This is a genomic window from Kitasatospora sp. NPDC057940 (assembly GCF_042887425.1).
GTDB lineage: Bacteria > Actinomycetota > Actinomycetes > Streptomycetales > Streptomycetaceae > Kitasatospora.
On sequence record NZ_JBHVPH010000001.1, the window covers coordinates 548,621 to 566,214 of the forward strand.

General features: G+C 73.6%; 15 protein-coding genes and 1 tRNA gene. 7 read left to right on the forward strand and 9 right to left on the reverse strand.

Annotated elements, in window-relative coordinates; translation table 11 throughout:
* Positions 1-157: 157 nt before the first annotated feature.
* From ACFVTF_RS02470 to ACFVTF_RS02490, 5 genes are all read left to right on the forward strand, one after another.
* Complete coding sequence (locus tag ACFVTF_RS02470; RefSeq protein WP_371522754.1) at positions 158-1,369, forward strand: DNA polymerase III subunit delta'; 1,212 nt, start codon at positions 158-160, stop codon at positions 1,367-1,369.
* Between the two features lie 289 nt (positions 1,370-1,658).
* Entirely contained in the window at positions 1,659-2,792 is a 1,134-nt protein-coding gene (locus tag ACFVTF_RS02475; RefSeq protein WP_387807980.1) for a hypothetical protein, read from the forward strand.
* Positions 2,793-2,932: 140 nt separating this feature from the next.
* The gene (locus ACFVTF_RS02480; protein ID WP_387807983.1) at positions 2,933-4,594 is read left to right on the forward strand and encodes an alpha/beta hydrolase; all 1,662 of its coding nucleotides are present in this window, start codon (positions 2,933-2,935) and stop codon (positions 4,592-4,594) included.
* A gap of 89 nt (positions 4,595-4,683) precedes the next feature.
* Entirely contained in the window at positions 4,684-5,349 is a 666-nt protein-coding gene (gene leuE / locus ACFVTF_RS02485) for a leucine efflux protein LeuE (RefSeq protein WP_387807985.1), read from the forward strand.
* Positions 5,350-5,432: 83 nt separating this feature from the next.
* Positions 5,433-5,506, forward strand: a tRNA-Thr gene (locus ACFVTF_RS02490).
* A gap of 66 nt (positions 5,507-5,572) precedes the next feature.
* Here the strand turns inward: ACFVTF_RS02490 and ACFVTF_RS02495 are convergent.
* The 9 genes from ACFVTF_RS02495 to ACFVTF_RS02535 form a co-directional block, all read right to left on the reverse strand.
* The gene (locus ACFVTF_RS02495; RefSeq protein ID WP_387807987.1) at positions 5,573-6,538 is read right to left on the reverse strand and encodes a TauD/TfdA family dioxygenase; all 966 of its coding nucleotides are present in this window, start codon (positions 6,536-6,538) and stop codon (positions 5,573-5,575) included.
* A gap of 191 nt (positions 6,539-6,729) precedes the next feature.
* Positions 6,730-7,500 carry an ArsR/SmtB family transcription factor gene (locus ACFVTF_RS02500; protein WP_387807990.1) on the reverse strand — a complete coding sequence of 257 codons (771 nt, stop codon included), beginning with the start codon at positions 7,498-7,500 and terminating at the stop codon, positions 6,730-6,732.
* 467 nt (positions 7,501-7,967) lie between these two features.
* Entirely contained in the window at positions 7,968-8,645 is a 678-nt protein-coding gene (locus tag ACFVTF_RS02505) for a response regulator (protein ID WP_387807993.1), read from the reverse strand.
* Positions 8,642-9,826 (reverse strand): sensor histidine kinase, encoded by a 1,185-nt coding sequence (locus ACFVTF_RS02510; protein WP_387807995.1) that lies wholly within the window; start codon positions 9,824-9,826, stop codon positions 8,642-8,644. Before ACFVTF_RS02510 ends, ACFVTF_RS02505 begins: the two co-directional genes overlap by 4 nt.
* A 295-nt stretch (positions 9,827-10,121) precedes the next feature.
* Positions 10,122-11,735, reverse strand: a complete 1,614-nt coding sequence (locus tag ACFVTF_RS02515) for a hypothetical protein (RefSeq protein ID WP_387807998.1) — start codon at positions 11,733-11,735, stop codon at positions 10,122-10,124.
* Positions 11,735-12,631 (reverse strand): ABC transporter ATP-binding protein, encoded by an 897-nt coding sequence (locus ACFVTF_RS02520; RefSeq protein ID WP_371518120.1) that lies wholly within the window; start codon positions 12,629-12,631, stop codon positions 11,735-11,737. Before ACFVTF_RS02520 ends, ACFVTF_RS02515 begins: the two co-directional genes overlap by 1 nt.
* Before the next feature lie 3 nt (positions 12,632-12,634).
* The gene (locus tag ACFVTF_RS02525) at positions 12,635-13,399 is read right to left on the reverse strand and encodes a DUF4097 family beta strand repeat-containing protein (RefSeq protein ID WP_371518122.1); all 765 of its coding nucleotides are present in this window, start codon (positions 13,397-13,399) and stop codon (positions 12,635-12,637) included.
* Positions 13,400-13,663: 264 nt separating this feature from the next.
* Complete coding sequence (locus ACFVTF_RS02530) at positions 13,664-14,626, reverse strand: TauD/TfdA family dioxygenase (protein WP_387808002.1); 963 nt, start codon at positions 14,624-14,626, stop codon at positions 13,664-13,666.
* A gap of 43 nt (positions 14,627-14,669) precedes the next feature.
* Positions 14,670-14,867 carry an MbtH family protein gene (locus ACFVTF_RS02535; protein ID WP_387808005.1) on the reverse strand — a complete coding sequence of 66 codons (198 nt, stop codon included), beginning with the start codon at positions 14,865-14,867 and terminating at the stop codon, positions 14,670-14,672.
* Positions 14,868-15,129: 262 nt separating this feature from the next.
* On the opposite strand from ACFVTF_RS02535, the gene ACFVTF_RS02540 reads away from it, so the two are divergent.
* A complete protein-coding gene (locus ACFVTF_RS02540; protein ID WP_371518126.1) occupies positions 15,130-16,137 on the forward strand; it encodes a cyclopropane-fatty-acyl-phospholipid synthase family protein in 1,008 nt (335 codons plus the stop codon).
* A gap of 10 nt (positions 16,138-16,147) precedes the next feature.
* Positions 16,148-17,521, forward strand: a complete 1,374-nt coding sequence (locus ACFVTF_RS02545; protein WP_387808008.1) for a serine hydrolase domain-containing protein — start codon at positions 16,148-16,150, stop codon at positions 17,519-17,521.
* The last annotated feature ends 73 nt before the right edge of the window (positions 17,522-17,594 follow it).

Here is a 17,594-nt window from a genome sequence, read left to right on the forward strand (position 1 = left end):
GAGAGCCCCGGCGGCGCCGCCCGTCGCCCTCGGCGTCGGGGGCGCCCCTTCGGCGGCGGGCGCCCCGGAGGACGCCGTGGCTGTCGGAGCGGACACGTATGCTCGACGGCGGGGAAGAGGCGCCGGGAGCGCTGCCGTACGGAGCTTGGGAGCAGCAGTGGCCGTCTGGGACGACCTGGTGGGCCAGGAGCGGGTGGTCGAGCAGCTGACCGCCGCCGCCCGGTCGGCCGGGGCGACGATCGCGGCCGGCCGCGGAGCCGGCCCGCAGCCGGGCGGGAACGCCTCCCTGATGACGCACGCCTGGCTGTTCACCGGCCCGCCCGGGGCCGGGCAGGTCACCGCCGCGCGCGCGTTCGCCGCGGCCCTCCAGTGCACCAGCCCGGACCTCGCGCTCGGCGGTACGCCCGGTTGCGGGTTCTGCGACGGCTGCCACACCGTGCTGGCCGGCAGCCACGCCGACGTCAAGTACGTCCGGACCGACGGCCTGTCCATCGGCGTCGGCGACATGCGCGAGCTCGTGCTGCGCGCCTCCAGCTACCCGACCGGCGGCCGCTGGTCGGTGATCCTGGTCGACGCCGCCCACCGGCTCACCGAGGCCGCCGCGAACGCGCTGCTCAAGGGCGTGGAGGAGCCCTCCCCGCGCACCGTCTGGCTGCTCTGCGCCCCCTCCGTCCAGGACGTGCTGCCGACCATCCGTTCGCGCTGCCGCCTGCTCGTCCTGCGTACGCCCGCCGCCGAGGCCGTCGCCGACATGCTGGTCCGCCGCGACGGCGTCGACCCGGAGACGGCCCGGCTGGCCGCGCTCGCCGGGCAGGGCGACGTCGACCGCGCGCGCCGCCTGGCCGTCGACGACCAGGCCCGCACCCGCCGCGCCGAGGTGCTGCGGATCCCGCTGGAGGTCGGCGACATCGGCGGCTGCCTGGCCGCCGCCCAGCGCCTCGTCGACACCGCCAAGGCCGACGCCGAGGCGCTCGCCGAGACCCAGGACGCCAAGGAGACCGACGACCTGAAGGCCGCCTATGGCGCCGCCGAGGGCAGCAAGGCCCCGCGCGGCATGGCCGGGGCGGTCAAGGAACTGGAGAAGCGGCAGAAGAGCCGGGCCACCCGCACCCGCCGGGAGACCCTCGGCGTCGCGCTGCTCGACCTGCTCGGCTTCTACCGGGACGTGCTCGCGCTGCAGCTCGGCTCCAGCGGCACCCTCGCCAACGAGGACCAGCGGCAGGCCCTGAACCGGGTCGCGCAGGACGGCCCGCCGGAGGGCACGCTGCGCCGGATCGAGGCGGTGCTCGCCTGCCGGAAGGCGCTGGACCGCAACGTGGACCCGCTGCTCGCCGTCGAGGCGATGACGGTGGCGCTGCGCGCGGGCTGAGCCGAACCGCGCTGCCGGGCTGCCTGAGCCGAACCGCGCTGTCGGCCGGGCTGCCGCGCTGCCCGAACGCGCGGCGGAGGCCCGGTGGAGGCCCGGCGTAGGCCTCCCGGAGCCGTCCCGTTGTCCCACCTTCGAGTGAATGATCGATACGCGCCGGGCACACCCGCGTGTGACCGTCCGCCCGTTGTGCACGCTGGGGGCCGACTGTGCCCCGGTGCCGGGGCCGTCGCCCCCCGTACGGCACCGGGTCCCGTCCGGCGCCGGCCCTCCTCCCGAGGCGGTGCGTCCCATGGTTCGTTCGCTCCTCGTCATCCCTCTGCTGATGGCCGCGCTGGGCGGGATCTGGCTGGCCCGCGGCGCGCTCCAGCGCTGGCGCGACCTGCGCGCCGCCGCGACCTACGAACTGGCCGGCGAACGCTGGCCGATGCTGGTGCGGGCGGCCGGAGCGATGATCTGCGGGGTCTGCGTCACCGCGTTGACACTGCTCACGGCGCTCGGGGCGTTCGGCGGCCTGACCCCCCGGGGCCAGGAATCGGACCGGGCCGAGCCGGTGGTCGACGCGGCGGGTACGGGCCAGGGCGGGGTACCGGCGGGCCGGCAGCAGCCGGTGCCGCCCGTCGTGGCGGAGCCGGCCGGGGCCTCCGCCGCCCCGGCGGCCGCCGTGAGCCACTTCGACGGTGTCGGCCAGCCGGGCGGCGGCGAGCTGCTGCAGTCCGCCGTGCCGGGCCCGGACGGGCAGCCGCGCACCGTCCGGGTCTGGCTGCCGCCGCAGTACGCCAAGGAGCCGAACGCGCGCTTCCCGGTCGTCGTGATGCAGGCGGCCACCCCGCGCAAGACCGCCGACGCCGAGGTCCCGGACGTCTTCGAGGGCCTCACCGCGGCCCTGCAGACCGGCCGCGCCCGCCCCTTCATCCTGGTCGCCCCCGAGGCGCCGAACGGCACCGCGCACCCCTGCGACCTGGTCGCCGCCGCGCCGGCCGCCGTCGCCGACGACGAGACGCTGCGCGCCGCCATCGCCGCCTCGTTCCGCATCCTGGCGCCCGGCCCGGCCTCCTGGGGCACCCTCGGCGTCGAGGGCGGTGCGCCGTGCGCGGCCGCCGCCGGGCTCTCCCGCCCCGACCTGTACGGCGCCGCCGCCGCGGTGTCCGGCCGCTACGACGCCGCCGCGCTCACCCAGGCCGGCGCCGAGGCCCCGGCCGGCAGCGCGGCGAAGCTCCTGCTGGCCGCCGCGAAGGGCGACACGGCCGGGCTGGACGCGGCCCGCAAGCTCCAGGCCGCGCTCCAGGCCGGGGCCGGGCCGGCGGCCAAGGCCGAGGTGAAGATCTCCGACAACGTGCAGGACTACACCCCCGAGCGGGAGCGGATGCGGCTCGTCCGGCAGGCGGCGCAGTACCTGGCCGACGCGCTGGCCAAGGCGTCCTGAGCCGCCGCCCCGGAGGGGGCGTCGCCGCCCGGTGCCCTTGGCGGGTGCCGGGCGGCGTGCTGTGGTGCAATGCGATTCGGGTCGCCGGGCGACGACCCCGGGTGACGATCGAGAGGGCTCGGATGATCACGAGGGGTCGGATGAGGGCCACCGGGCGGGTGCTGGCGGCGGCGCTCGCCGTCGGGCTGCTGGCGGGCGGGTGCGGTGCGGGTTCGTCTGGTTCCTTGGGTTCGTCTGGTTCGACGAGCTCGTCGGGTTCCTCGGGTTCGGGTCCAGCGGGCTCAGAGGGCTCAGCGGGTTCGTCCACCCCGGCCGCGCCCGGGGTCACGCCGCTGGAGCCGCTGCCCGCCGCCGTCCCGGCCGGGCTGGCCCCGTACTACGCGCAGCGGCTCGACTGGCAGCCGTGCGACGGCGGGTTCGAGTGCACCGCCTTCCGGGTGCCGCTGGACTACGACCGCCCCGGCGACGGCGACCTCACCCTGGTGGCGGCCCGCGCCACCGCCGTCCCGGCGGGCCCGGGTTCGGGTTCGGGCTCCGAGGAGGGGGCCGGGGGAGGCCGGCTCGGCTCGCTGCTGCTCAACCCCGGCGGGCCCGGCGGCTCGGCGGTCGAGTACCTGGAGGCCACCGCCCGGACGTACGACAGCGGCGTGCGCGCCCGGTACGACCTGGTCGGCCTCGACCCGCGCGGGGTCGGCCGCAGCAACCCGGTCACCTGCCTGAGCGGCGACCGGATGGACGCCTACACCGCCGTCGACCTCACCCCCGGCGACCAGCACGGAATCGACGCGTTGATCGCCGCCGACAAGGAGTTCGCCGAGGGCTGCCGCCAGCGCGCCGGGGCGGCGCTCGGCCACCTCGGCACCGTCGAGGCCGCCCGTGACATGGACGTGCTGCGCGCCCTGCTCGGCGACGAGCGGCTGAACTACGTCGGCAAGTCCTACGGCACCTTCCTCGGCGCCACCTACGCCGGGCTCTTCCCCGGCCGGGTCGGGCGGCTGGTGCTGGACGGCGCGGTGGACCCGTCGCTCGACTCGGTCACCGGCAACCGCACCCAGGCCGGCGGCTTCGAGACCGCCTGGGCCGCCTTCGCCAAGGACTGCGCCAAGCACGAGGACTGCCCGCTCGGCCGCACCGAACAGCAGATCGGCGAGCAGCTCACCGCCCTGCTCGCCACCGTCCAGGCCGACCCGCTGCCCAGCACCGACCACGGCCGGCGACTCACCGGGGCCCAGGCGACCACCGGCGTCATCCAGGCCATGTACGCCGACTTTCTCTGGCCCAAGCTGCGCACCGCGCTCACCGATGCCAAGGCCGGCGACGGCACCAGCCTGCTGAGGCTCTCCGACTCCTACTACGGGCGCGAGGCGGACGGCTCGTACCCCAACCTGATGTTCGCCAACACGGCGGTGAACTGCCTCGACCTGCCCGCCCCGTTCGCCGGGCCGGAGGACGTCCAGCGCGCCGTGCCGGACTTCGAACAGGCCTCGCCGCACTTCGGCCGCGACATGGCGTGGATGGCGCTGGCCTGCACCTACTGGCCGGTCCGGGCCACCGGCACGGCGCACACCATCCGGGCCGCCGGCGCCGCCCCCATCGTCGTCGTCGGCACCACCCGCGACCCGGCCACGCCGTACGCGTGGGCCCAGGCGCTGGCCGGGCAGCTGGAGTCCGGACGCCTGCTCACCTACGACGGGGACGGCCACACCGCGTACGGGCACCACGACGCCTGCGTGGACGGCGTGGTCAACCGCTACCTGCTGGCGGGCGAGGCACCGGAGCCGGGCGCGCGCTGCACCCGGTAGGCGGGATGGTTTCCGCTTCAACCGACCGCCGGTGCGACGTTACGATGAGCGCTCCCCGACCTCATCCTCTCCCCTCCCCGGAGCGCACCGTGCTCGGAGTCAACGACCTGGCGACGTACGTCCTCGGCGCCCTCGTCATCGTCCTACTGCCCGGCCCCAACTCCCTGTACGTGCTGTCCGTCGCCGCCCGCAAGGGCATCCGGACCGGCTACCAGGCCGCCGCCGGCGTCTTCGTCGGCGACCTCACCCTGATCAGCCTCACCTCGCTGGGCGCCGCCTCCCTCCTCAAGGCCAACCCGGCCGTCTTCGCCGTGGTCAAGCTCGGCGGCGCCGCCTACCTGCTCTGGATCGGCTACGGCATGCTCCGCGCCGCCCGCCAGCTCTGGCGCGAACGCCGGACCGCCGACAACTCCGACAACCCCGCGGCCACCGCCGAACCGGCCGCCGAACCCGTCGAGCGCCCGTTCCGCCGCGCCCTGGTGATCAGCCTGCTGAACCCGAAGGCGATCCTCTTCCTGCTCTCCTTCTTCACCCAGTTCGTCGACCCGGCCTACGGCCAGCCGGTCCTCTCCTTCGGCCTGCTCGGCGGCATCCTGCAGACCTTCAGCGTGCTCTACCTCTCCCTGCTGATCTTCGCCGGCACCACCCTCGCCTCCGCCTTCCGCCGCCGCCGTCGCCTCTCCGCCACCCTCACCAGCGGCGTCGCCGTCCTCTTCGCCGGCTTCGCCGCCAAACTCGCCGTCTCCTCCGCCTGACCCCCACCCCCCGCCAACCGGGTGTGGATCACCCGCGAAACCTGTGTAGACTGGCCCGCGTTGCCACCACGCGTGACAACGGCGCCGCCTTAGCTCAGCTGGCCAGAGCAACGCACTCGTAATGCGTAGGTCGCGGGTTCGAATCCCGCAGGCGGCTCTGTAGAAGCCCCAGGACTCACTCGCCGTGACCTGGGGCTTTTGCGTGCGCGGGGTGGGGTGGGGGTCAGGCGGGGGCGGGGGCGGGCCAGTCGGGCCAGGTGGCGGAGGTCATGGTGACCAGGACGGTGCGGTCGCCCTGGTAGGGGGCTCGGCCGTGGCTGGCGAGGATGTTGTCGACGACCATGACGTCGCCCTGTGTCCAGTCGGGGGCGAGGGTGGTGCGGTCGAAGGCGGCGTGGATCTCGGCCAGGGTGTCGGCGTCGATGGGGCTGCCGTCGCCGAAGTAGGCGTTGCGCGGCAGGTTCTGCTCGGGGAAGACGGCGAGGAGGGCCTCGGTGGTCCGCGCGGGCAGCGAGCCGATGTGGAAGAGGTGGGCCTGGTTGAACCAGACGGTCTCGCCGGTCACCGGGTGCCGGGTGAGCGCCGGGCGGACCTGGCTGGTGCGCAGCAGGTCGCCCTCCCACTCCCAGGCGATGCCGTTGTCGCGGCAGTAGGACTCGATGTGCCCGCGGTCCTCGGTCTGGAAGGCCTCCTGCCAGGAGAGGCCGATGCCGTCGTGGTAGGCGCGGGTGTAGCGGACGCCGAGGGCGGAGAACTTCTCGACCAGTTCGGCCGGGAGCCGGGCGAGGACGGCGCGGCTGTCCGCGACCGGGGTCTGGCCGCCGGTGTGCGGGGTGCGGGTGGCGAGGAAGAAGAGGTGGTCCGGCCAGCGCGAGGAGTAGGAGCTCTCGTTGTGCTGGGGGATGCGCTGGTCGGCCGGGTACTCGGTGGAGGTGTAGACGCTGCCGGCGACCCGCGAGCGCGGGGTGGAGCGCTCGGTGTACTCCAGGGCGCCGCCGCCGAGGGCGGCGGCCACCCCGGCCAGCTCGTCGGTGGAGGCGACCGCGGCGCCGACGAGCCTCAGCGAGCCGTGGCGCAGGGTCAGTCGGCGTAGTTCGGGGCGGTGGGCGAGCAGCCAGTCGGCGCGCTCCGCCCGGTCGGGAACGGTGGCGACGGGCTGCACCGTCCCGCTCTCTTCGAGGAAGGACACTTCAAGGTCCGTACGCGATCTCGTCACGGCGGCTTCACCTCGTCTGTGCGGTGGTGGCGGGGATCGGGAACGCTGTCATCTTCGCCGCGTGGCCGCCGCCGGGGACAGGCGATTAAGAGAGGCCCGAAAACGTCTGGCGAGGGCGGGGCCGGGGCCGCGGTGGGGCCGCGGCCCCGGCGGTGGGCCGAGGGCTACCGGCCGGCCAGGACGGACCGGCCGTGGGGTGCGCTCCGGTGCGGCGCCGTGCCCGGGGGGTGGGCCAGGAGACGGGTGCCGCCGTTCAGCAGGGAACGGCCCAGGGGCGTCACGGTGTGCAGGACGAGGTTGCGGGTGCGACGGGTGGCGATCAGGCCGGCCGCCCGCAGGACCGAGGTGTGCTGGCTGACGGCGGCGTTGGACACGCCGACGCGGTCGGCGAGTTCGCCGTTGGTGCTGCCGTTGAGCAGGGCCTCCAGCAGGGCGGCCCGGGTCTTGCCGACGAGGCTGGCGAGGGCCTCGCCCTGGGCGGGGTCGAGCGGCCGCTCGGCCTCGCGGGCGCCGAGCACGGCGTCCCCGCGGGAGTCCGGGCGGATCGGGAAGACCAGGGCCGGGGCCGGTTCGGCCTTGACCACGGTGGCGTGCGGCGGGACCAGGGCGGGCGCGGTCAGGAACAGCGACGGCGTGATGAGCAGGCCGCGGCCGTTGAGCTCGATGGTCTCGTCCCGGTCGTCCTCGACCTCCAGGACCGGTGCCCGCCAGTGGACGCGCGGGTGCAGGGCCTGGAGCAGCGTCTCCACTCCGGAGGCGCTCATGATCTGCCGGTAGGCGTCGGTGTCGCGGACCAGCCGGGCGTGGATGGCCTGCCAGTACGGGAGGACGGCGATCGTGCCGAACTCCTGGACCAGGCCGTCCGGTCCGGAGGAGAGGTCCTCACCGGTGGTTCGTGTCGGAAGCCGCGGTAACGGGTCGGACGGATCGTCCACCTGTGGCGGCGGAGTGCGGAGCAGATCCCAGATCGTCCGTCCGGAAAGGTCGAAGCGGTGTATCAGACGCTGGAGCTCTTCTCGGCTCCGGACGCTGTTGGTGACGGCCTGATGCCATCTTCGGAAGTAACCGCCCGAGTTCCTCGACCAGTTGTCCAAGGCGAACGCCGCCTCGGCCTCGGCTGTCGGTGGTCCGGCGACCCGGACGCGGACGAGATCCTCCATGGAAAAGACGATGCGGCTCACGAATGTGTTCCCCTTCCCCCGAAGAGAACTTGGCCATGCGGACGTTCGGCCGAAGTTCCCCCTCATTCGACTGGGGGCTATCATCGCCGTTCGCCGGCGCGCCGGGGTATCCCCCGTTCGGGAGATCCGCGGTATCGGGCCAGGGGGTCGCACTCGGTGACAGGAAGGGTGGGATCGGTGGAGGTGCGGCGAACAGGGGGTGTTCCCCCTGGGTGTCGGCCCTATCCCTCACTCCGCTGCATGGTGCCGCCCTCCCAGGCCCAGGCGGCGATCTCGACCCGGTTGCGCACCTTCAACTTCGTCTGGACGCTGGCCAGATGGGACTTGACGGTGGAGAGGGAGATGGCCAGCGCCTCGCCGATCTCCTGGTTGGTGCGGCCGCGGGCGACCAGCCGTGCCACGTCCAGTTCCCGGTCGGTCAGGACGGTCGGGGAGAGCGTCGTCGCGGCGGCCTGGGCCGCCCCGGGCCCGGCGGCGGAGAGCCGCTTGAGCAGCCGCACGGTGACGGCGGGGGAGACCATCGCGTCGCCGGCGGCGACCGCGCGGACCGCCTCGATCAGCAGGGTCGATCCGCTGTCCTTGAGCAGGAAGCCCTGGGCGCCGCCGCGCAGCGCGCCGTAGACGTACTCGTCCAGGTCGAAGGTGGTGACCACGACCACCCGCAGCGGGTCGCTCACCCCGGGGCCGGCCAGCAGCCGGGTGACCTGAAGGCCGTTCAGCCGGGGCATGCTGATGTCGACCAGACAGACGTCGGGCCTCAGCCGGCGGGCGAGTTCGACGCAGGTGGCGCCGTCGGCGGCCTCGCCGAGCACCTCGATGTCGGGCTGGCTGTCGAGGATCAGCCGGAAGCCGGTGCGGACCATGTCCTGGTCGTCCGCGATGAGCACCTTGATGGTCATGCCGGCATCCTCCGAGCGCTGGGGTCCGTGTTCCTCACGGGGAGCAGGGCCGTCAGTTCCCATCCTCCCGCATCGTCCGGGCGCTCGGTGAGCGTTCCTCCGACCGCCCGGACGCGCTCCTGGAGCCCGAGGAGGCCGAGGTCCTGCTGTCCGAGGTGGGGGACACGCAGACCCTTGCGGACCGTTCCCCCGCGTGGCGGTCCGTTGCGCACGGTGGCCTCCAGGGTGGACGGGCCGAGGCCTATCCGCACGGTGATCCCGGTGGCGTCCGGGGCGTTCCGGCGCACGTTGCTCAGGCCCTCGGTGATCACCCGGTGCGCGGTGGTGACGATCTCGGGGGCGAGCCGGGCGGTGAGCGCGGCCTCGTCCAGTTGCAGGTCCACCGAGGCGCCGCCCTGGCGGAAGGACTCCACCATGACGGGTATGTGCGCGATGCCCTGCCCCGAGAGCGGCGAGGCGGCGGCCAGGTCGGTGCCCTCGCGCAGCATGGCGACCAACTGCCGCATCGACTCCAGGGATTCGCTGCCGGCCTGCTCGATGTCGTCGAAGATCGGGACGACTTCCTGCGGCGCGGTCTGCCAGATCGCCCGGCCGGCCTGGGCCAGCACGATGATGCCGGTGACGTGGTGGGCGACGAAGTCGTTGAGGTCGTTGGCGAGGTCGATCAGTTCGTCGCGGCGGACCTGTTCCACGGCCCGGAGCCGGCGGGTGTCGGCCGCGCGCAGGTAGCAGCCGAGGGCGATCGCGACGCCGGCGACGACGGCCAGCAGCGCGACGGTCAGCACCGTCCCGGAGGTGCTGCGGGAGACCCGTGCGGCCAGCCCCAGCAGGGCGGCCACCAGGGCGGTGCAGGTGCCGAGGACGGCGGCGCGGGCGCGGATGTGCCGGGCGGTGGTGATCAGCAGGAGGCTGAGCGCGAGCAGTTCCATCAGCCCGGGGGAGTCCTGCCCGCCGCCGCGGACGAAGCCCACGGCGGACCAGGCCAGCGACCAGAGCGCGGCCGCCCCGGCGCGCAGCCCGGGCCGGCCGCGCGGGCCGAACAGCACCAGGGCGGCCGGGACCAGCCCGGCGAGCGGCAGCAGCGGTCCGGCGGTGTCCAGACTCATGGCCAGGTCCAGCAGCCACAGCACGCCGAACCCGACCGCCAGGGCGGCCCGGGCGGCGCGCGGCAGGGTGGACACCGGTGTCGCCGGTGTCGCCGGGGACGCCTGGTCCGGGGCCGGTTGGGCGAGGAGGTCTCGGAGGCTGGGGAGCCGCACGGGCCGGCCTTTCGGGTCGGTGGAGTCGGACGGTCGATCGGGGTCGAGCGGGGTCGATCGGGGAACGGGCGGCCGGGCGGCCGCGGGGGAGCGGGCAGGTCGGGCGGTCGGTGCCGTCGGCCGGACGGGGACGGTCGGAGCGGCGCCCGGACGGGGTGCCGGGCGCCGCTCGGGCCTGGCGCCGATCCCGGCCGGGCCTGCCCCGGAGGGCGGTGGTTCAGCGGTTGGCGCGCCGTACGGAGTCCACGCCGAGGGCCAGCGCGGCCAGGAGCACCGCGGCGGCGGCCACCGCGGCCGTGCCCGGGCCCTTGCCCTCCGCCACACCGAGGAAGTCGACCTCGGGGATGCGGTTGAACATCGCGTACCAGAGCAGCGGGTAGAGCGCCTGGAACAGCCGGGGACCGCGGCTGACGATCCCGCAGAGCATCGCCAGGGCGGGCACCACCAGGGCGCCGACCAGGGCGGCGACCGCCGCGCCGGTGTCGCCGGAGGCGATCAGCCGGACGATCGGCACCGCGGTGACGGCCAGCGCCACGGCGATCCCGGCGAGCAGCCCTGCCAACAGCCGGCGGCCCGCGGCCGGGCAGGCGGCGAGCAGGTCGTCGATGCTCCCGGCGCCGGCGTGGTTGCCCATCCGGGACCAGATGAGCACCGGCCAGAGCACGGTGAGCGGCAGCACCGGGTGGAGGACGTTCCCGCTCGGGACGAACGCGGCGAGCACGGCCAGGGCCAGCGTGCCCAGCCACCACCAGCGCATGCCCTGGAGCAGGACGCGCACCTCGCCGACCAGGGTGGGCAGGAAGGACGAGCCCATCCGGGGCGGCGTCAACAGGGACGGGTCGAGGCCGAAGGAGGTGCCCGCGCCGGTGGCGGGCTCCTCGGCGTGGTGGGCGTGGTCGGCGTGCTCGGCACCGGTCCGGTCGGCCGCGCCCTTGGCTCCCGGGAGCAGCGCGCCGACCGCGCCGATGGCGGCGGACGGGTCGAAGCGGCGGAACCAGAGCACCGCCAGCAGCGCGGCCACCAGCGAACCGGCCGCCAGCAGCGCGGCGTTGGCCAGCAGGCCGCCGCCCAGGTCGCCGAGACCGAGGCCCTGCCAGTCGAAGGTGACCGGGGTCTTGTCGTCGGAGGTGAGGCCGACGCCGAAGCGCACCGCCTCGGCCGGGTGCCCGGCCGCCGAGATCGCCCGGCGCATCGACTCGCTGATCCGTTCCATGCTCAGCAGGTCGTACGCGCCGGAGGCCTGGGAGGCCATGATGCCGACCAGCCAGACCACGAACCAGATCAGCGCGCCGACGCCGCCGCGCAGGCCCGGCAGGGTGTCGAAGAGCACCGCGCAGGCCGCGACGAGGGCCAGCAGCGGGAGGGTGATCAGGACGAAGGGCAGCAGCAGGCGCACGACGTCGACGTGGTACGACTCGCCCTTGACCAGCTGCACGCCGAACGCGGTCACCGCGAGGGCGGACAGCATCGAGCCGAGCACCAGCAGGTTGCTGCAGAACTTGCCGAACAGGTACGAGGGCCGGGTCATCGGCGTGGCCGCGAGGATCTGGCCGACGCCGTTGCGCTCGTCCTTGGGGACGGTGCCGCGGGTGATGTTGAAGCCGGCCAGCGCCAACCAGACGGCGCCGCCGAGCGCGGTGACGGTGCCGACGTAGCCGCTGGTGTACAGACCCCGGTAGCCGCTGATCTGGAAGACCTGCCAGGTCGAGGAGCCGACCGGGGCGGCCAGCAGGCCCAGGGCGAGCGTGCCGAGCAGGACCACCAGGTAGGCGGGGCGGCGTCGGCGCTCCCGGAAGTCGGCGAGGGCGAGCGCGGTGACGGTGCCCGCCATCAGCGCACCACCGTCTGCGGGACGGCGGGAGCCGGGGCGGAGGTCAGCAGCAGGTAGGCGTCGTCGAGCCCCGGCGGGACCGGCTCGGCGTGCTGGGCGGGCGCGTGCGGGGAGATCACCCGGGCGCGGACGCCCTGCGGGGTGCGGGTGGTGCCGCCGAGGACGAACCGCGAGCGCAGGGCCGGGATCTGGTCGGAGGCCACGGTGAGCTCCCAGACCGAGCCCTCGGCGAGCCGCAGGAGCTCCTCCGGGGTGCCGTGGTGGATCAGCCGGCCCTTGCCCATGATGGCGATCCGGTCGGCGGTGGCCGCCACGTCGGAGACGATGTGGGTGGAGAGGATCACGATCCGCTCGGAGCCGAGGCCGGTGAGCAGGTTGCTGAACCGCATCCGCTCCTCCGGGTCGAGGCCGACGGTCGGCTCGTCGACGATCAGCAGCTGGGGGTCGTTGAGCAGCGCCTGGGCGATGCCGACCCGCTGGCGCATGCCGCCGGACATCGAGCCGAGCCGCTGCTTGGCGGCTCCGGAGAGGTTGACCAGGTCGAGCAGCTCGGTGATCCGGGCGTTCGCGGAACGGCCTTGCAGCCCCTTGGCCGAGGCCAGGTAGGAGAGGAACTCGCGGGCGGTCAGCTGCGGGTAGACGCCGAAGTCCTGCGGCAGGTAGCCGATGGTGCGGCGCAGCGGGCCGGGGTTCTCGGCGATGTCGGTGCCGTTCCAGAACACCTGGCCGGAGGTCGGCTTGGTGACGGTGGCCAGGATCCGCATCAGGCTGGACTTGCCGGCGCCGTTGGAGCCGAGCAGGCCGAGCACGCCGGGGCGCAGGGTCAACGAGAAGGAGTCCACCGCGCGCTTGCCGCCGCGGTACTCCTTGGTCAGATCGGTGATCTGGAGTTCCATCGCTCAGTCTTTCGTGTTGACGCGGACGACGCCGACCTTGGAGGCGACGGTGATGGCGTGGGCGGAGTTCGGGTCCTCGTCGACCTCCACGTGGGGGTTGGACGAGCCGGCCTTGGCCTCGACGTGGTAGCGGGTGCCGTCCTCCGGGACCCGCACGGTGATGCTGCCGGTGTCGGACGCGGCCTTGACCTTGTCGGGCGCCTTGACGAAGGTCAGCTTCACGCTGCCGTTCTCGTTGGCGACGTCCACGTCGGCGGAGGAGAGGCCGCTCGCGTCGACCTTGCCCTTGTCGGTGCGGACGGTGAGCGGCGCGACGAGGCCGTCGAGGTCCACCGAGCCCTGCTCGGTCTTCACGTCGAGCTTGCCGTCGACGCCCTTGGCGGTGACGCCCGCCGATCCGCTGCCCTGGACGGTCACGGCCACGCCCTTGGGGACGTGCACGGTGTACTGGGCCTTGCAGTTGAGGACGATGCCGCTGCACTTGCCGGACAGCTTGAGGGTCTCGCCCTCCAGCGTCCAGGCGGCGTTGCCGTCCTTCGCGGCCTGGCCGGCGAGCCTGCGGTCGGCCCTCAGGGTGGTGCCGTCGGCGGGCACCAGGGTCACATCCTTGTCGGTGTCCACGGTGAGGTGCGTGCCCTGGAAGCCGAAGTCCTTGGAATCGTTGCGGGGTTGGGCGTCCAGGTCGTCGCTCACACCGCAGCCCGTGAGCGCGATGGCCAGTGCGGAGATCGGGGCCACCCAGGCCAGCTTGGCGGTCGACATTTTCATACCCGTCATGCTCCCGGCGGGGCAGGGGCCGCAACATCCGCCTTTCGGGAGAGATCGGCGAGGCGTCTCGTTCCTTTGGCCGAGGACGTGCTCTCGTTCTTTCGGCCGGGGCGGTGCGGATGAACGGACAGGGGTGGACCGGGGGTTCACTATACGAATTCCCCGGGGAAAGAGCGCCCGCCCGGTACGGGCCGGTGAAGGCCGTGCCGGGCGGGCGGGGAAGGGGCGTTCGGAAGCGGTTGTCGCGGGCCGTCGGCTCCGGCCTCAGATCAGCACGGTCCGCTTTCCGGTGACGGCGCTGATTCGCCGGGCGTCGCGGGTGAGATTGACCCGCTTGAGCCAGCGGTCGGTGCCGTCGAAGCGGCAGCGGAAGGACTCCCGGCCGTGCACCACCCGGAAGTTGTCGACGAAGACCAGGTCGCCGGGGGCGAGCGAGATCCGCTCCACGTGCTCGCCGAGGACGGCCTGGACGGTCTCCACGGCTTCGGCGGCCGCGGCGTCGCCGGGCAGCGGGCGCATGAAGTCGATGTCGAAGCGCAGGTAGGGGGCGTCCGGGGGGCCGAACAGCACGGCGCCGGGCTGCGAGCCGTCGCCGGCGCTGTCGGGCAGCGAGCCGAGGTTGTGGGAGTCGTCCGGGAGGAACAGGAAGCGCTCCTGGAACAGCACCTCGCGGACGTCCTGAGGCAGGTCGAGCGCCTCGGCGCGGACGTAGGTGGTGCCCACCCGGGTGGGGTTGCGCAGGCACAGCAGGGCCACGTAGTCGCTGCGGCAGGGGTGGAAGACGTCCTCGGTGTGGAAGTTGAGCTCCCTGGTGCTGCTGGCGCTGGTCAGCGAGTTGTCGTCCTCGGGGGTGGGGCAGACGTCGTGGACCAGCCGGCCGGCCTGCTGGCTGGTCCAGCCGAACGGCTCGGCGAGTCCGGCGCCGACCAGGGCCAGCACGCCCTCCTCGTGCCAGCCCGCGCCGAGCTTGGCGGCCGGCTCCCAGCCGAGCGGGGTGGGCTCCAGATCGGCCCGGACCGGAAGGTTGGAGACCACGGTGATGGCCTCCCCGCCGGTGCGGGTCGCGGCGAGGAAGGTCCGCAGCCGCTCCGGCAGCCGCTGGGCGGCGCCGGTGGCGGCCGCGGACATCCGCGAGGGGTCCTGGTCGCCGTTCAGGGACTCCAGGAATTCATCGGCGAGAACCGCGATCTCGTCGCGCTCTTCATCGTGCAACCGCAGCGTGGACACCGCTTTCCTTTCTTTCGCGTCGGTGCGCCCTGGGGATTTCCGGTCAGGACGCGATGGGGCGTGGACGGAGGTCGTTCCAGTTGTTCTCGATGTAATGCAGGCAGTCCTCCCTGGAGTCCGGTCCGTACGTCGACGACCAACCGTCTGGAACGTCGAGGAAGTCCGGCCAGAGGCTGTGCTGGTTCGCCTGGTTGACCAAAACCCGGAAGGTGCCGTCGGCATTCTCGAACGGGTTGCCCATTCGTCTCTCCCTGAACTGGTGTGGAGCTGGCAGTGGCACTGGCACCGCTCATGCTGGGAAGCGGTTCGACGTGCTGACAAGCTCGTTAAGCCAGGCCTTAAATCGGAAAACGGACCCTTCGACTTCGCTTCTCCGAATGCCCGTGAAGGGTCGCTAAATCGCGCTGACCTGCGGTTATCGTGCCCTGCTTAAGGAGCTGGAGCCTGCCGTTGGTTCCGGTCGAAACTGATGTCACCAGCCGGAAACCGAACAGGAGGCATCCATGTCGATCACTGAAGTGGCGATACCCGGGGCAAAACTGACATCGGCCGACATCTACAACTCGGCGGTGGCATCCTGGGCAATTGCCGCAGCCTGGGAGGTGGGCGCGCTCGACGAGCTGAACGGCGCCGCCTCTCTGGATGCGGAGGAACTGGCGGAAAAGCTCGGGCTGGACCCGGTCGCGTCCCGCGGGATGTTCCAGGCGCTCGCCTCGGTCGGGGTCGTCACCCGCGACGGCGGCACGATCAGCCCCGGCCCGCTCTTCGACGAGGTGAACACCTACCGGTCGTACTTCCACTGGCTCAGCCGGGGCTGCTCCGGCCTTTACACCGAAATGCCCTCGGTGCTCCGAAAAGAGAACCGGGTCGGCTCCTTCCACCACCGCGACGGCGCGGCCATCGGCTACGCCTGCCGCGAGCTGTCCTCGTTCTCGTTCGACCCGGCGTTCTGGGCCGCGATGGACCGGCTGCCGTTCGACTTCAAGGTCGCCGCCGACCTCGGCTGCGGCAGCGGCGAGCGGCTCATCCAGCTCGCCAACCGCTACCCGGGCACCCGCGGCCTCGGCCTCGACATCGGCCTCCCGGCCGTCGAGATGACCACCCGTGAGGTGGCCAGGGCCGGCCTGTCCGACCGCATCACCGCCCTCCAGGCGGACGCCCGCGACCTGGCCCCGCACTCCGTCTTCGCGGAGGTCGAGCTGCTCACCTGCTTCATGATGGGCCACGACTTCTGGCCCCGCGAGAACGCCGTCAAGTCGATGCGCACCCTGCGCGAGCGGTTCCCCAACGTGCGCCGCTTCCTGCTGGGCGACACCACCCGCACGGTCGGCTACCCGGACCGCGAGATCCCGCTGTTCAACCTCGGCTTCGAGTCCGCCCACGACCTGATGGGCGTGTACGTGCCCACCGTGGACGAGTGGTACGGGGTGTTCGAGGAGACCGGCTGGAAGCTGGCCGGCGAGCAGCGGATCGAGTCGCCCGCCGCCTCCGTCGTCTTCGAGCTGGAGTGACCCCGACACCATGACGACCACCTCGGCACCCCCCACCAGGAGCGTCGACCCGGCCAGTGCCGGCGGGCTCGGCCGGCTGCTGCACCGACTGATCCGCCGGCACACCGTCCCCGGAGCCCAACTCGCCCTCCTGCACCGGGGCGTGACCTCGGTCGTGGCGGCCGGGGAGGAGCGCTACGACAGCGGCCGGCCGGTCACCGCGGAGTCCCGGTTCCCGGTCGGCTCGCTCACCAAGCCGTTCACCGCCGCGCTGCTGACGACCCTGGCGGACGAGGGCGAGGCGGACCCGGACGCCCCGCTCGGCGGGCAGTTCCGCGAGTTCGCGGCGCTGCCCGGGGCGCTCGGGAGCGAACTGACGCTGCGGCACCTGCTCACCCACACCGGCGGACTGCCCGGGAGCCACCCCGCCGAGCAGCCGCCGGCCGACCGCGACCAGTACCTCAGGGAGGCCGCGGCGGCCGTGGTCTGCCCGCCGGGCACGGCCTTCTCCTACTCCAACGTCGGGCTGGTGGCGGCCGGGAGGGTCGCCGAACTGGCCCTCGGCATGCCGTGGGAGGAGGCCGTCACCTCGGTCCTGCTGCGTCCGCTCGGCATCCGCGCGGCCTTCGTCACCGGCCCGGGCGCCGCCGCCGGGCACGTCCCCGGGCACGCCGCGCAGCCGGCGTACGGCACCGCCCGCCCGGTGGCCCAGCTGCTGCCGCCGGTGGAGGCGCCGGCCGGAGCGCTCGCGCTCGCCGCCGCGGACCTGCTGCGGTTCGGCACCCTGCTCGCGGACGAACCGGTGCGCCCGCGAGGGCCGCTGCTGCCGCCGCCCCGGGTCACCGAGGCGATGCGCCGGATCGAGCCGAACACCGACGCGTTCGGCCTGGCCGACGCCTGGGGCCTCGGCCTCGCGCACTACCTGGCCCCGGACGGCCGGACCTGGGTCGGTCACGACGGCACCGGCGACGGTACCTCCTGCCACCTGCGGGTCGACCCGCAGGAGGGCACGGTCGTCGCGCTGACCACCAACGCGGGCACCGGACTCGCGCTCTGGGACGACCTGCTGGCCGAACTGCGCGAGGCCGGGGTCGAGGTCGGCAGCCACCCCTTCACCCGGCTGCGCGGCGACGCGCCGCCGGCCCCCGACCACCTCCTCGCCGACTGCGCGGGGACCTACCGCAACGGCGCCACCGAGTACCGCCTGGTCCGCGACCCGGACGGCCTGCGGCTCGACCAGGGAGGCCGACCGTTCGCCCGGCTCGCCGTCCGGTCGGACCTGGCGTTCTCGGTCGTCGAGCTGACCACCGAGCGGACCGGCTACACCGGCCGCTTCCACCGGGACCCGGACACCGGGCGGATCGACCGCATGCAGGTCGGCGGGCGCCTGGCGGCCCGGTGGTGAGCGGCGGCACACGGCAGTAACCAGCGTGTTCCGGACTCCCGCGACCCGCGGGAGTCCGAAGCCGTCGTCGGAC

What these genes read in the sequence shown, in the direction of transcription:
- ACFVTF_RS02505 (WP_387807993.1), bottom strand. Translation starts at nt 8,645, where the DNA reads ATGACCATCAAGGTGCTCATCGCGGACGACCAGGACATGGTCCGCACC.
- ACFVTF_RS02525 (WP_371518122.1), bottom strand. Translation starts at nt 13,399, where the DNA reads ATGAAAATGTCGACCGCCAAGCTGGCCTGGGTGGCCCCGATCTCCGCA.
- ACFVTF_RS02535 (WP_387808005.1), bottom strand. Translation starts at nt 14,867, where the DNA reads ATGGGCAACCCGTTCGAGAATGCCGACGGCACCTTCCGGGTTTTGGTC.
- ACFVTF_RS02480 (WP_387807983.1), top strand. Translation starts at nt 2,933, where the DNA reads ATGAGGGCCACCGGGCGGGTGCTGGCGGCGGCGCTCGCCGTCGGGCTG.
- ACFVTF_RS02515 (WP_387807998.1), bottom strand. Translation starts at nt 11,735, where the DNA reads ATGGCGGGCACCGTCACCGCGCTCGCCCTCGCCGACTTCCGGGAGCGC.
- ACFVTF_RS02475 (WP_387807980.1), top strand. Translation starts at nt 1,659, where the DNA reads ATGGTTCGTTCGCTCCTCGTCATCCCTCTGCTGATGGCCGCGCTGGGC.
- ACFVTF_RS02520 (WP_371518120.1), bottom strand. Translation starts at nt 12,631, where the DNA reads ATGGAACTCCAGATCACCGATCTGACCAAGGAGTACCGCGGCGGCAAG.
- ACFVTF_RS02540 (WP_371518126.1), top strand. Translation starts at nt 15,130, where the DNA reads ATGTCGATCACTGAAGTGGCGATACCCGGGGCAAAACTGACATCGGCC.
- ACFVTF_RS02545 (WP_387808008.1), top strand. Translation starts at nt 16,148, where the DNA reads ATGACGACCACCTCGGCACCCCCCACCAGGAGCGTCGACCCGGCCAGT.